This is a genomic window from Pararobbsia alpina (assembly GCF_902859895.1).
Taxonomy (GTDB): domain Bacteria; phylum Pseudomonadota; class Gammaproteobacteria; order Burkholderiales; family Burkholderiaceae; genus Pararobbsia; species Pararobbsia alpina.
The window spans coordinates 24,517-38,508 of the sequence record NZ_CADIKM010000038.1 but is presented as its reverse complement, the minus strand read 5'-3'; the positions used below and the strand labels follow the sequence as shown (position 1 = coordinate 38,508).

Genomic DNA, 13,992 nt, shown 5'->3' with positions numbered 1-13,992 from the left:
TGCCGCCGGCTTGCGCCACACAGACCGGCCATGCGCATCAGGCGCGCCACGCGCTTGCACCCCACATGCACGCCCTCACGCGCGAGTTGCGCATGAATGCGTGGCGCCCCGTAGGTGCCGCGCGAACTCGCATGTAGGGTACGGATGCGCGCGAGCAGTTGCGCATCACTGCATGCCTGCGTGGACGGTCCACGCACCAGCCACGCGTAGTAGCCGCTGGTGGAGACCTGCAGCAGCCGCGCCATCGTGGCAATGGGCCAGCGGGCCCGGTTCGCCTTCATGAATCGGTACCCTTCGGTGGTACGGCCCCGGTCTCGCGGGCGAACCAGGCAGCCGCGTGAGAGAGGATGTCACGCTCCATCTCAAGCTGGCGTACCTTGCGGCGCAGCCGCGTGAGCTCCTGCCGCTCAGCCGTGGTCAGCCCGTCGTGGCGCACGCCAGCATCACGATCGGCCTGCGCAACCCAGTTGATGATCGTCTGCGCGGTCGGCTCGAACTCGCGCGCAAGTTCCTCAGGCGTTCGCCCGGCCTTCACCAGTTCGACCATGTGGGCCCGGAACTCCGCCGGGTACGGTGTGCGATGCTTCCTCATCACGGCACCTCCTGGTCAAAAGGATAGGTGTCCGTTGAGGCGGGTCAACTTCTCACATCACTTCACTAATTGTTTTTGACATCGTTAATTTTCTTTCTTATAGGCGACGCCAAGTTGTCCCTCGATCTGGTTCTTTCCCAGCTCATAGTCTGGGTTCCATGTCGCGTACCTAGGCAGTCCTTACATCGCTTACCGTCTGGCAGACTACCCTCATGAGCGTCGTGCTTCAATCACATGCGCGGCCAAACCTGCCTAAATCGACCGGAAACCCGCTCGATCAAATTCGGCTGTGACCGAACTAACGCATACTCACCACACCGTGGGCAATGCGAACGGCTATCCATGTTCGGCATCAGGACATCGCTACGCGGGGCAAACGTATGTTTCCAACCGCATTGACTACATTTCAACGTAAAGGGCGCTAGGCTTACTGGCATATGTTCAAACCCACCATCCATCCCACACAGGTCTTTATCCTTATTGCGCATCGGCCTTTACCGAATCCACATATGCTCCAACTGCCGCAGTCCCCACCACAGCGGCAACAAACACAATCGCAAACGCGGCCAGATGTTGCAGGGGAGAGGAATTGCAATTCGTGAACATGGTTTCTCCTGTCAGAGGGTGAAATAGGACGGCATCGACATGCCGCCATATCAAGATAGCCCCCCCTTCAGACAAATCATGTCCGAACACTCTCATCAGACACCGATCGAATAGCGCAACCTCGTTGCAGCATACTCCACAATCAGGTCATGAAAAGGCACAGCGCTTCTCACGATCTCACTCGCATTCGTAAATCCCAGCCAATGCCCTGGCTTCCGCTGCCAGCTCCGAGCGCAGGCCTTCCGGCGCCAGCACCTCGACGTTCGGCCCGAACGCCCGCAGCCACCACCGTAGCCGCTGGCTCAACAGCACCGTGCCACGCACCTCAAGCGTGTCGCCGCTCTGGCTGACCTGCTGATCCGCAGACAGCGGCGCTTCCAGCAGGTGATGGCCTGCACCGTTCCTGAACCGCAGCCTCAGGCCGATCTCGCCCTCGACCATGAAGTCGAACTGACGCTGCTCCCGCACGTACTCCGAGAGCCTGAACCCACGCGGATAGGCAAACGACTCGGGCAACATGGTCGCGCGTGCGAGACGATCGAGCCGGTACATCGCCGGATTCGAATGACGCGGCATCGCCGCCACGAGATAAACCAGCCCGCCAACTTCGACCAGCCCGAGCGGGTGGACAATCTTCGCATCGGCGTTATCGATCTTCGTGCGTGACTGGTAAACGATTTCAAGTTGCTGCTCGTAAAAGAGCGCCTGCGAAACTACGGCGAAGATGCCGGGATCGACCTCAGGGTATTCCAGCGTGAAGCTGCCCGTCTCGATTTCGATCTTGTCGATCCATTTGCGGTAGCGCCGCTCATGCTCACTGTTGACAGCCGCCAGCCTCTTGCCCGCCACATCGAACAGCGGTGCCAGCGTTTCGGCCACCAGCGTCGGAATCCGCCAAGTCGAAAAACGACGCAGCGTCTGGAGGGCCAGCGCCTCGTCGTGCGTCATCATGCCGGCTGCCTTCGCGGCAAGGCCGCTCGCGCCCGCAACCTTGCACCAATATTTGGCCCGCCCGCGCTGCTCCACTGCGACAAGCCCTCTTCCGAGCATATCTTCGAGCCAGCGCTGCACCGTCTTCACGACCGGTGGGTCTAGCAGCATGACGCTGAGCCTGCGATGCACATCCGGAGTGGAAAGCGGTTCTTCATCTCTGCCAACATTGGGCAGAACCTGCAAGATTTCTCGATCCGGCATATTGGGAATGGAATCGTGGAAAACGGCTCAAGAGCTTATCGTTAATCTAACGGCCGTTTTTCCTTTCTCTTGAGTGCTACGTGCGAAATATTTATTTGAGGGAGTCGTTTAACCGTCTGCCTAGATATTGGCGCGCATCATCGGGCAGAAGCTGTCCGGCACGGCCAATAGACTGCGGACTCATCGCACGTCACCCCGCAGGAACAAGCCACGCATGGGATTTCTTGTCCAGAAACTGTTGACCGCACACAACTGCCGCCTCCGCGATGATCAGAATTTCGAGCGCAAGCGGGGCCATTCCCACAGGAGCATAAAGACCGCGATCAAAGACTCGCTGGAAGTTAGGGGCTCCCTGGCGCTAATCGCTGCGGGAGACACCAGAGCGGTGGACAGCGTGCCACCCTTGGTACGTGCCCGCACTGTCGAGCGAAGCGACTCTAATGTGGACGGAAGCTTCGGTCGCCCCCATCGAGATCCGCCAGGACGCAGCCACCCTAGTTCCCAGCGGTCTTCTCCGCCAACGTCAAACTTCGCCTCGCTGAGTAGCGTTGCGATGACCCTTCGATTTCTTTCGACATATGGGTAGCCCACGAGTGGTGCGGTAACCTCAGCGCCGGATCTCAGTTCATGGGAATACCAACCTGCCAGGTCGATTGGAGACGAGCCTCCAGCCGCCGATGCCGACGCGTTTGTGTTCAGCAACGATGCGTTCGGCGAGTTTCCGGACAAATCCGTCGTGTAGGATGAACGCCTGTTCAAACACGTCATCGCGAACGGCCGGGTGATCGTGCCGGACCTGAATGTCAACGAAAGCTTTGCGAATGCAGTCAGATTCCATGTCGAGCTAGCGGCAACCCGGTACGGTTGCCCACGGCATGTCGAAACGAATCTATGAAAATAACGGGTGGAAGAAACGGATGACAGCACTCTCTTCGACGACCGCGCCGGTAAGCAGCGGTCAATCGTACGCACTGAAACACAAGACGGTAGGCGACATACGCGGGCATTTCTTCGTGCCGAGCTATCAGCGCGGTTACCGGTGGGATCCATCGGACGTCATGCGCCTGCTCGACGACATCCGGGACAGCGGGGGCAAGGGCTACAGCTTGCAGCCGATCGTCGTGAAGTTGCACCGCGATGCGGAACAGCCCGAGAAGCAGGAATGGGAGCTGATTGACGGCCAGCAGCGGCTGACCACGCTTTACCTAATCTTCCGCTACATGGAGAAGGATGCGAAGCAGGGTTTCGGCGCCCCTTACTCGATCTTCTATCAAACTCGCGCAGGTAGCCAGGAATACCTTAAAACGCTCGACGAAGCGATCCACGGGACGAACATCGACTACTTTCACCTCTACCAGGCGTATCAGGCTATCGACACATGGTTCAAACGTAGTGGCGACATCTATGCGCGCAACCATGCGGCGGGAAAGATTCATTCCTACCTGTTCGAATCAGTGCGCGTGATCTGGTATGAGGCGCCGTTCGACGTCAAGGCCATTCCTCTTTTCACCCGGCTCAATGTAGGTCGTATCCCGTTAACCGATGCGGAACTCGTCAAAGCCGCGCTTCTCTCCAAGGCACGCAGCGTGTCGCCCGATCGCGCACACGAAATCGCGGCGCAGTGGGACGGCATCGAGCGCGATCTGCATCACTCGGACATCTGGTCGTTCATTGCCGGCCTGCAATCGGGCGCAGACGACGAACGGTACCCCACGCGCATCAGCCTGCTTCTCGACACGCTGGCTGACCAGCAGCCTCGCGACAACGACGCAGGTCAGCGTCATCACACCTTCGACGCGTTGCAGGGACTCATTGAGAAAGACTTCTCGGGCTTCTGGAAAGAAGTCGTCGCGCTGCATGCGCAGATTCTCGGTTGGCACGACGTCCCGGGCGCGTACAACCGGATTGGCTACCTCGTCGCCACGGGCGCGAAAATCGGCCATGTCGTCACCGCTGCAAAAGGCAAACGAAAGAGTGAGTTCGAGCAATACCTGACGCTCAGTATCACGAATTACCTGGGCATCGGGGATGACGATTTCGAAGATCTCGACTACGAAGAGAAAAAGCGCGGCTATCCGAAACTTCTCGATTTGCTACTTTTAATGAATGTCGAAACGTGCAGCCGCGCCGGACTGCGCTTTCCGTTCATCCATCACGTTGGACAGAACTGGTCGCTCGAACATATTCACGCGCAGAATGCGGACGCACTCAACAAGGCGGACCAGTGGCGGACATGGCTCAGCACGCACGAACGCGCGATCGAGGCATTCGGCACGCACAACGAAAGTCACGCGCGATTGAAAGCGGACATTCAGGCCGCCATCAATGAAATAGATAGCGGCAGGTCTGGCGGGTTCACCGGCGAACGGTTCAACGCGTTGAGCATGCGGATACTGCAACTGCTGAACACCGACACGCTGGCGGATCATTCCATTCGTAACCTCGCACTGCTGTCCAGCAGCGACAACAGCCGCCTGAACAGCTCGGTTTTCGAAGTGAAGCGCCAGATGATCCTGGAACTGGATCGCGCGGGGAAGTACGTGCCGCCGTGCACGCGGAACGTGTTCCTGAAGTACTACGCGGCCGCCGATGCGCAGCAACCGCATTTCTGGAGTGAACAGGACAAGACGAGTTATCTCGACGCGATTCGCGACCTGCTCAAACCGTACCTTAGCTAATTACCGTGGAATAACTTTCTTCTCCATGAATGCTCCCCTATCTCAGTCTTCAGTGCCGTCGGTGCCGGCGTCGCTCGTCAGCTTCGCCACGCTCTTTGGACGGGAAATCTGCAACCTCGTGATAACCGAGATCGAGATTCCGCTCATTCAGCGCGATTACGCACAAGGCCGGAACACGCAAGCTGTCAAACGGATTCGTGAACAGTTCGTCGTTACGTTATGCGACGCGTTGATGCCCGAAGGCGATCCCGTGGACCTCGATTTCGTATTCGGTGACGTGGAAGAGTCGGGCAAATTCGCGCCTCTCGACGGCCAGCAACGATTGACCACGCTGTTCCTTCTGCAGAGTTATCTTGCCTGGCGAACGGGTGTGGACATCACCCAGCAGCCCTGGTCCCGCTTCAGCTATGCGACGCGACCCGGCGCACGCGACTTCTGCTCGTTCCTCGCGAACTGCCGTCCGGAATTCGGCGGACGCCTGTCCGCATGGATCACGGACCAGCCTGGCTATCTTGCGACGTGGCGACACGATCCGACCATTCAGTCCATGCTGACCGTGCTGGATACGCTCGACGCCACCTTCGCGAATGCAGGCTTCTCCGACTTTCATACCGCATGGGAGAATCTCACCAACACGCTGAACCCGGCAATCCGCTTCCACGTGCTGCCGGTAAAGGCAAACGGTCTGACCGACAGCCTGTACATTAAGATGAATTCGCGTGGCAAATCGCTCACCGACTTCGAGAACTTCAAGGCGCATTTCGAAGCACTGTTGAGGAAGGCAGAGGATCCGAAAATAGCCGATGATTTCACCAAGAAGGTCGATACCGTATGGTCCGACATTCTCTGGCCGTATCGCGACACCGGCAATCTCATCGATAACGAGTTCCTGAGCTATTTCCGCTTTATTACCGAAGTCAACGCGTGGCGAGCCAGCATCGAGTTCAACTCGTGGACGCGCGACGATGATCTGGCGGAGCGGGTCTATGGCGGGCAGGCTTCTCGCGCTAGCGAGAGTATTGATTTTCTCTTCCACGCTTTCGACACATGGAAAGACCTGGACATCCGGACGGAGTTCGCCAGGTACTTTCGTGCCAGCGCCACGACTGCTAATAACGGCGACGGCGCGCTACTTCTGTTCAATCCGATTGATAAAGAAGGTGTCGACTTATTCGGCGCCTGCTGCCGGCACTACGGAAACAGTGGATGGACTCTGGCTCATACGCTCCTCTTTTACGGTGTACTGGTGCATCGCAGGGAAGCGGAAAGCGGGCAACCCAACCGGCTCCGTCTGATCCGGAACCTGATTGAAGCGTCGAAGGACGAGATTCGCACCGGCGAGCGCAACAGCATGCCGCGCTTGCTGGAAGAGATCGTCGGGATTGTCCGTGATGGAGACCTTGCGAAAGTTGTCACGTTCAATCAGGCTCAGGTCAGGAACGAGATCGCGAAGGCCGACATGCTGCGCGCCGCGCCGGAACTGAAAGCGGATCTTTACAAGCTGGAGGACCACGATCTGTTGCGCGGCGGCCTCACCGTTTTCGATCTCGACACCGCTCATTTCAGCGCGCGTGCCCAGGCGTTTATCTTGACATTCGACAAGGCCGCTCAAGGGCAAAGCTGGAAGGACGTCACCGCCGCACTGCTCGCGAAAGGCGATTACTCGCGTAAGGACCTGCGTGGGTCGAACCATACTCTGGCGGATTTCGGCGCACCCCGAAACGACGAGCCGTGGCGTGAACTCTTCCGCGGCAAAAAAGGCGAAAGCATTCACCCGGCCCTGCCCCCCTTGATTGCGTTTCTGGATGACATTGTCGGGAAACAGCTCACGCCGGCAGCGATTCGCCAATCCTACCTCGACGCGACCGACACTGCCAAAGACTGGCGATACTATTTCGTCAAATACGAGGCAATGCGTGAGGGCGCGTCGGGCCGCTACACCCTCAGCCCCAAGGGCGGGTATCAGGCCTGCATGCTGAACAAAGCGCGACTGAGCAGCAACTATCGCGACCCCTACCTGCTTGCGATCGTTGCCAAGAGCGGCCTGGCGAGAAACCGGATCGCCAACGGGGGTTGGCCGAACAGTTTCTCCGGATTCGAAACGGCGCGACGAGCCCTTGTTCTCGTCAATAGCGGCCTGGAGATCCGTAGTGTTGCCGAGGGATGGGAAATCGCGGGCGTGCCCAGCGCCGCAGTGCATCGCGAAGCCTGGGACGGCATCTGCAAGTCGCTCGGCATGGATACGAGTACCGCTGCGCGTCTCTACGCGATACCGCAAACCGGTGGCATCGACAATGAAGATCGAGTCGAGAAAGGCGCTCAACTTCTGCACCATATGGCAGAGTGCAACCTTTGATGTGCCGCTGACAGACCGGGCATCCCAGGTCTGTCTCAAGCGATCACCTCTGATCGGCGCCGCCGTATGTGGCATTGTGGCGTCGATGCTGGGTCATTGAGCTGGACTCTGCGCACCGGCTGGATGCCGGCGCGCCCCGTCACAGATATTCAAGCGCGGCGCGCACGAACGCCACGATCCGTGACACCTGCGAAAGAATGAACCGCCTGACGGCCCCTGTACCAGCGTTTAGTCATACCAACTCGTTTTCGTCTTTCCTATCCTGTACACGGGAGCGTCCAATAGACAGCAACGGACGCTCGGTTTTCTGTATTGAAGGGCCGCTGATGGCTATAAGACTGTGTCAAAATCGTAAAGCGAGTGCCGGAGCGAACGGTTGCGGGACGGCAGCAAACCGCTGCCGATTGCAAGCGTTCGTGCAAACTCATTTCCGTGCTCACCCCCTCGATGGTCCGTGTCAGGAAATGAGTGGCGCCCATCCACGCCTTGATCGTGCCGAACGGGTGCTCGACAGTCTGGCGCCGGATGCGCATTATCTCAGGTGCATGATCGAGTCGCGCCTGCATCTCATCCAGAACAGCTTAGTGTTCCCAGCGTGTCACGCGACGTTGAGGACCTGGCGTGCAGTCCCCTTTTAGCGGACATTTCTGGCAATTCGAACTCCAATACTTACCGAGTTTCAGGCCGCGCTCAATGGTCGAGAATCGCCAGATGAGCCGCTCGCCTGCCGGACAGCGATATTCGTGGAAACCGCATCGCCTACAGCATGAAACCGGTCGGGCATGATGATGTCGAGCACATCTTTCGCAGACTGCAGTGCTACATCACCCGTGCGAAGGGAAAAGTTGAAGCACAGATCGCTGCCTTGCATACGAAATACGCGTAGCGAGCACAACGACAATGCACTACAAAGCGCCATATGGGGCCGCTGACGGACTCCTTCTTGCTCGATCAACGGGTGGGAGCACCCGAACCATTCGAAACCGTTACCGCACCTCCTGTTCGGTCTGTAAGGCTTAGTCGCAACAAGGTAGGCCAGCCCTTTCTTACACTACGGCAAAGTCCCACGGAATGTCGTCAGAAGCATTCCCATCAGCGTCATCGATCTGCTGGGCCATCTCATCGCTTCACCGTTGCCGTCAGACGATACCTAGACGAACCGCTCCAAGCCTTTTCCTCGCGTATTCAAGGATTCCGCCGACGGTGCTCGGCTCATTGATCGTATCTTCCGCGTCGACATCGCCGCGCACACCGCCGAGCAGGAGATCGAATTGCATGATGCGATGACGCATCACTTCGACCAGTCGCTCGTCGCGCGTTCCACGCAGGCTCGGGTAATGAACGCGGATCGGCTGGCCGGTTCGCGCAGCCCAACAATTTACCCTGCGCAAGCGGCCGTTACGCTGGACCGTCCGGATCGGACTGGGATCAAGTTCGTGGTGAATCAGGTGCCTGCAGAATCGGTGTAAATCGACGCCTTCGCTCAGGCTGTCCGTAGTCACCAGAACATCGGGTCCGAACGGGCTGTTGAAAACGGCGAGAACCGTATCGGGCTGCGCGGAGAAGAACACGCCGGGCAGAGCGGCGGCGAATGCCTCGTCGCCAGGTTTGCAAACGGCGGCAACACGCGACAACGTCGAGCCCGGTAAACGTGCGACATCACCCTGAAGCAAGATCGCACGAGTCGAACCCGACTCGTGGTCGATCATTTGCTTGTAAAGATCGACCGCATGATTCGCGATCGAATCGCAGGCCCGCTTTCCGCGCGCCCTCTTCTTTTCCAGCAGCTTGGCCAAGTCGGCTTTCGCGCTACCAGCGCCCGCCATCTCGAGCCAGGTTTCGATCTGCGATCGCACGCCATCGGACATCAGCCACGCAATGTAATGCTTCAAACGCCGGGTCGCCTGTCCACTGTCGCCTGTGTTGCTGGCTACCTCGAGTTCGTCGGCGAAAATCTGCTGCCAGCAGGCCGACCAGGCTTCCTCCGTAAAAACCGAACCGCTGCGGCGTTTGGCTGGCCACTTCAGGGAGGCGGCGACCCGCGCGGCGAGTTCGGTCGCGGGCTGGTGATGATCGCAAAAGATCAAGACCTTCTCGCCTTCGTCGACGATCGCGCGCGTCATGTTAGCGGTCCCGGCGATCTTGGGATGAGCATCGAGCGTACGCAGGCGGTCGAGCGCACCATTGCTGTGATGCGCCGCGATGCGCGCGGCGCTATCGTTGCACCATTCGGCCTGGGCGATGGTCGCGACCACCTCCGTCAGGTCGGCGTGCAGCTTGCCGACGGCGACGTGGTAACGCGGATCGTTCCGGCGTTTCATCTGCCAGGCGCCACATCGCTGCGCCAGTTGGAGAGCGCGATCCGCGCGCAACATCGCTTCGAGAAGGGGCGCGGACACTTCCATCGAGTCCGATGCATCGACGTGTTCAATCGCGCCGAATACCTTTTTCTCCGCAGCGGGCAAATCGTCGATGCCGTGTCGGATGACGTATGGCCGCATCGCCTCGACGGCCGCGCGAGCCGCACTCACGAGCCGGTCTGCCGTTTCCTTCGGGCTGTCCGCATGTCGGCCGCGCCACAAATCCGCGAGCCTCAAGCTGTACTCTTGCATGGACTTCGCAGCACGCTCGCCACCAACCCGCTTGAGCAAGCGCGCAAAGTCCTTCGGGTCGATGCTGAAGGGCGTGGCGGTCAGGATCAACACATTGCCGATGGCCCTGCCCTGCCGCACGACGCGCTGCCCGAGATTGCTGTCCTCGGAACGCGTGCGGTGCGCCTCGTCCACGATCAGCAAATCGCAATTCAACCGATGGACTTTCTGATGCGTCGAAACCGCAATCGTGCCTGGGCGAAGCTGCTTGATGTCGACATTGAGACGGCGCCGCGCATGGGAAAGGTCCAGATGCGCGGCGAAGGAGCTCATCGCCGGCAAATGCACTTCCAGTTCCTGACGCCAGCGGCGGGCCATCATCTCGTTGGGCGCCAGAATTCGCACGGCCCCCCCGCTGCCCGCCACCACGAGCGCACAGAATGCCGCTACCGTCGTTTTGCCGAGGCCCACGTCATCGGCGAGAATGACGCCCTTCTGACCGGCATTCAGCCGGTCGAGAATCGCCTTTGCCGTGGCGAACTGACGGCACGTGGTCACGGGGGCGAGTTTCTTTTGCCCCTTCTCACGCTGCCGCTCGTAGTGGTCGACGTAACGGGCCGCGCGTTCTTGTTCGAGAAACCGCCATTTTCCAGCGTGGAGATGCAAGCTCATGAGTATTTTCTGATGCGCATTTCAAGCTCTTCTGCGGCAATCCTCGCAGCGCTCGCGATTGATTGATCCGATATGGTTTCGGCCGCAACCATCCAGCGGCGCTGAATACGCTTTCCATCGTCCAATATGAACGGGCGCGCCTGCTCGTCTGCTTCCACGAGCGCTTTAAACCAGTTGTCGATCAACAGGAAACGGCGGCGTGCGTCCAGCCAGGCGGGCACGGCGTAAGTGCCTGCCGGCGGCGGCCCATCGGCAGGGGGCGGCCCCTTGCGCACTGTTCCGCCGTGGCCGCCGAGGGGCTGATAGCCGTATCGCTCCTCCAGGAGATCGTCCAGAGCATCGCTCAGCAGGGATTCGTCGAACTCGCTGCACAGGAAGTCGCCGTCCTCACCGGACCGGGTATCGAGGACCGTCACCGTGCGGGGCGCGCCGTTCGTGGTCTTGACGTGCACGGCAAGCGGAGCCGGCTGGCTGGCCGCGGGCCATGCGATCGTCGCTTGCGCGGATTCACCGGGATTCCAGTCGACATCGCATCGATGCAACCGGGTATCGCGTGCCGCTGCGATCTCCACCTGTCCGGACAGCTCGTCGCGGGTACGGCACACGATGCGCAGTACGTTGCCATCCCACTCGGCGCCAAGCCACGCAATCGGCAATTCCTCGTCCTGCTCGTATGGGACTTCACAGGTGTGGCGCGTGTAAGCGTTGTCATGCAGCCGGTCGCTGAAGCTGTCGGCAGTTGAAAATGCGACACCCAATTCGAAATTTCTTATCTTGAGGCCATGATCGCCTGAAGGCTTTCCCCACGCTGCCTGGCTAAGGTTCGCCGACGTTACGAGCATCTTCCGGCTCTGGCCGGCGCGAAGCAGATAAAGTTTGGCATGGCTCCAGCGAAGATCCCGCTTGGGGTGCTCGGCGCAAAATGGACTTTGCCACTCTTCATCGTCGGTCGGCACCGGCACCTCGCGCCAGCGAACACCGGCATCGCTCAACGCTGCCTCGCTTGAGGCATCGAGCGTCCAGCCATTTCGCCATGCCCAAGGATGTTCGCTGCGAATCCATCCTAGCGACAAGCGTTTCGGACTGACGCCCGCCGTCTCCGCCCATTGGCTGAAGCCCGCGCGAGTCCACTGCCCGATGGTCGGTGCGACGATCGCCAGTTGACGGCCCGTCGCGTTCGTCCAGAGCATGCGCAGCCCGACCGCGCCCCACGCGGTTTCCCGCCGCCCGAGCGTGTCGGCGGAATGCGAACCCGGCACGCTGCCGACGAAGTCGACGCCGACCGGGCAAACGCACCGACGCAAGAGCGCCTGCCATGGCTCGATGCCTTGCTGCCGGTCCATGCCCGCGGATTGACCCAGCGCGGCAAGGAATGACGGCAAGCAGCCCCAGCTCCGCGCCCGCGCGTCCGCACCCGTCGCGTCGAGCGGCACCACACACCGCCAGGCGGACTGGATCTGGCCGCGCAAACCGTCGCGAGTGAGATTGGCCGAGGAGACCACGATCTCAAGCGTCTCCGCACCGTCCGCCTGCGTCGCCGCGCGATGGAACATCCAGAGCTTCGCGTGCTGCGTCGCCTGACGTTCCGCCCCAACCTCGTAGCGGCGGATGTAATTCCAGATCCATCCGTCGGCGGAAATATGCGCCGTTCCCGGCGAGGAGATGATCACAATGCGCCCTTTCAGACGCCGCAACGCGTCTTCCAGTTCGGCAAAGTAGCGCAGACGGTCCCCCCCCTCATCGACGCAAATGCCTTCCAGACCGAGCCATCCGGGCAGATACGATTCGATCAGGACGCCCGCATCGGGCGAATCGAAGGTTGTCAACAACGCGCCGAGCAGTCGGCCCTGATTCGACTCGGCAGGCTGATTGAGCGCCTTCCATTGCGGCATGAGCGCTTTGGTCGTCATACCACGTCCTCTTCCGTGTCCAGTTCGTTCAAGGCCCGTAGCGCAACGGGAAGTTCGGGAATCAGGCCGCACTGAACGCCGAGCCGACACAATGCGCCGATCCGATAACGATATTCGCTCGTCTGGCCGCCTCGCAGCGGAGCGAGCGGCTTGACTGCGTCGTTCTCGATCGCCAGCCAGAGCAGCCCGCCGCCGTAGACAGCATGATGGCCGATCAACGCAAACAGTTGCTCGCGGCGTTTGCCGCGCGGGGCCAGGATGCTCTCCGCCAATGCGTCGGCTACGGCGTACGTGTTCGAAAAGGCGCTTTCTTTTTTCCAGCGCGTCGCCGCATGGACCAGTTGGTCAAGCGCGCTCTCCACGCCTTCCTGCCCGAGCAGGTTACCCACTCGCACGAAACCGGTGCCGTTCATATCGCCTTTGTTCACGACCGCCCAGCAGGCGTTCATCGCGCGCACGCCCGCATCCGCGAGACTGGAAAATGCCGATAGCAACGCGATCTCCGCCAAGGGCTTGCCGCTTCCGAGAGCCTTTGCGATATCCGCGAACATCTCGTCTCGTGACGAGGCGCGAGACGTCGAAGCTGCCATGAGCACATTCAACCGCCTGAGACCGGCTGCGTCGCTCGTCGAAAACAGCGCTTCCTTGAGGTATTGGCGTTCCTCGGCGGGAAGCTTCGTATCGTCGGCCAACACAGTGGGAAGACCGTCGAGCTCACCGTCGCTCCAATCGAAATGGCGTAACCAGTAGTCCTCCGGGCGCGGACGCGGCCCCTTCTTCCCGCGGTGAACTGTCGTACACCGAACCCTTTCCTGCACCGAGTGCGCCAACGTCTGCCCCACCTTATCAAGGCGCCAGCCGTCCCCTCCGACGGTCAATCCCGGAAGACTGCGAAGCAATACGCGATATCCGCCATACGCGCCGGTGAATCGGTATCGTTCATATGACGACTCGCTAAAGCCGAAGCGGTCTTTCGATTCGTCGTGATCGAGCCACCGGCGCGCGGCCTGTAAGCCCGGCAACTGCCGCCCGCGCCCCGCGTCCTCCGTCAAATAAACCGTGCGCGCAATCCATAGCGCTTCGAGCGGACGTATCCATGAATACACTTCGTCGGCAGCCTTGGGCAGCGCAATCGAATCAGCCGATGCATGGCCGTTTAGCGCTCGCCATGCCTCATATCCCTGACCGACAGCCCAGCAAACAATCGAGATCCACCGCCCGTCCATCGTGCGATTTGACAAGCCGGGTGCAAGCTGGTCCGCCATGTCCTCGGCGATAGCACGCATGCCCAGGGGATCGCCTCGTCGAATGGCAAATGCATCGAGCGGCGCAGTGTAGAACCATTCGGTCATCGAACGTGATGTCATTTCTTATCGAATTCCAGCTTCCAGAG

At 60.0% G+C, this 13,992-nt stretch carries 9 protein-coding genes and 1 pseudogene; 2 read left to right on the top strand and 8 right to left on the bottom strand.

Annotated elements, in window-relative coordinates; genetic code table 11:
• The 3 genes from HV670_RS24000 to HV670_RS23990 form a co-directional block, all read right to left on the bottom strand.
• The coding region (locus tag HV670_RS24000; RefSeq protein WP_175107503.1) for an IS3 family transposase at window positions 1–281 on the bottom strand (281 nt) is incomplete at its 3' end.
• A complete protein-coding gene (locus HV670_RS23995; RefSeq protein WP_175107502.1) occupies window positions 278–592 on the bottom strand; it encodes a transposase in 315 nt (104 codons plus the stop codon). The genes HV670_RS24000 and HV670_RS23995, both read right to left, overlap by 4 nt.
• Window positions 593–1,375: 783 nt before the next feature.
• Complete coding sequence (locus tag HV670_RS23990; protein WP_246257887.1) at window positions 1,376–2,299, bottom strand: helix-turn-helix transcriptional regulator; 924 nt, start codon at window positions 2,297–2,299, stop codon at window positions 1,376–1,378.
• Window positions 2,300–3,309: 1,010 nt separating this feature from the next.
• On the opposite strand from HV670_RS23990, the gene HV670_RS23985 reads away from it, so the two are divergent.
• Both HV670_RS23985 and HV670_RS23980 read left to right on the top strand, forming a co-directional pair.
• Window positions 3,310–5,070, top strand: a complete 1,761-nt coding sequence (locus HV670_RS23985) for a DUF262 domain-containing protein (protein ID WP_175107500.1) — start codon at window positions 3,310–3,312, stop codon at window positions 5,068–5,070.
• A 61-nt stretch (window positions 5,071–5,131) separates the two neighbouring features.
• Window positions 5,132–7,426, top strand: coding sequence for a DUF262 domain-containing protein (locus HV670_RS23980; protein ID WP_175107499.1), 2,295 nt, complete (start codon window positions 5,132–5,134; stop codon window positions 7,424–7,426).
• A gap of 416 nt (window positions 7,427–7,842) precedes the next feature.
• Here HV670_RS23980 and HV670_RS23975 read toward each other — a convergent pair.
• The 5 genes and pseudogenes from HV670_RS23975 to HV670_RS23955 form a co-directional block, all read right to left on the bottom strand.
• Window positions 7,843–8,172 (bottom strand): annotated as a pseudogene (locus tag HV670_RS23975) (transposase); the annotation flags it as partial.
• On the bottom strand, window positions 8,106–8,297 hold the full coding sequence (locus HV670_RS23970) for a hypothetical protein (protein WP_175107498.1): 192 nt from the start codon (window positions 8,295–8,297) through the stop codon (window positions 8,106–8,108). The pseudogene HV670_RS23975 and the gene HV670_RS23970, both read right to left, overlap by 67 nt.
• 268 nt (window positions 8,298–8,565) lie before the next feature.
• Window positions 8,566–10,689 (bottom strand): SNF2-related protein, encoded by a 2,124-nt coding sequence (locus tag HV670_RS23965; protein ID WP_175107497.1) that lies wholly within the window; start codon window positions 10,687–10,689, stop codon window positions 8,566–8,568.
• Window positions 10,686–12,599 carry a tyrosyl-DNA phosphodiesterase 1 gene (locus HV670_RS23960; RefSeq protein ID WP_175107496.1) on the bottom strand — a complete coding sequence of 638 codons (1,914 nt, stop codon included), beginning with the start codon at window positions 12,597–12,599 and terminating at the stop codon, window positions 10,686–10,688. The genes HV670_RS23965 and HV670_RS23960 overlap by 4 nt, the downstream gene beginning before the upstream one ends.
• Window positions 12,596–13,966 carry a hypothetical protein gene (locus tag HV670_RS23955; RefSeq protein ID WP_175107495.1) on the bottom strand — a complete coding sequence of 457 codons (1,371 nt, stop codon included), beginning with the start codon at window positions 13,964–13,966 and terminating at the stop codon, window positions 12,596–12,598. Before HV670_RS23955 ends, HV670_RS23960 begins: the two co-directional genes overlap by 4 nt.
• Between the last annotated feature and the right edge of the window lie 26 nt (window positions 13,967–13,992).

Bases quoted from the DNA above. Each gene is read 5' to 3' on its own strand.
- HV670_RS23990 (WP_246257887.1), bottom strand. From the start codon at position 2,299: ATGCTGCTAGACCCACCGGTCGTGAAGACGGTGCAGCGCTGGCTCGAA.
- HV670_RS23985 (WP_175107500.1), top strand. From the start codon at position 3,310: ATGACAGCACTCTCTTCGACGACCGCGCCGGTAAGCAGCGGTCAATCG.
- HV670_RS23965 (WP_175107497.1), bottom strand. From the start codon at position 10,689: ATGAGCTTGCATCTCCACGCTGGAAAATGGCGGTTTCTCGAACAAGAA.
- HV670_RS23960 (WP_175107496.1), bottom strand. From the start codon at position 12,599: ATGACGACCAAAGCGCTCATGCCGCAATGGAAGGCGCTCAATCAGCCT.
- HV670_RS23955 (WP_175107495.1), bottom strand. From the start codon at position 13,966: ATGACATCACGTTCGATGACCGAATGGTTCTACACTGCGCCGCTCGAT.
- HV670_RS23995 (WP_175107502.1), bottom strand. From the start codon at position 592: ATGAGGAAGCATCGCACACCGTACCCGGCGGAGTTCCGGGCCCACATG.
- HV670_RS23970 (WP_175107498.1), bottom strand. From the start codon at position 8,297: ATGCAAGGCAGCGATCTGTGCTTCAACTTTTCCCTTCGCACGGGTGAT.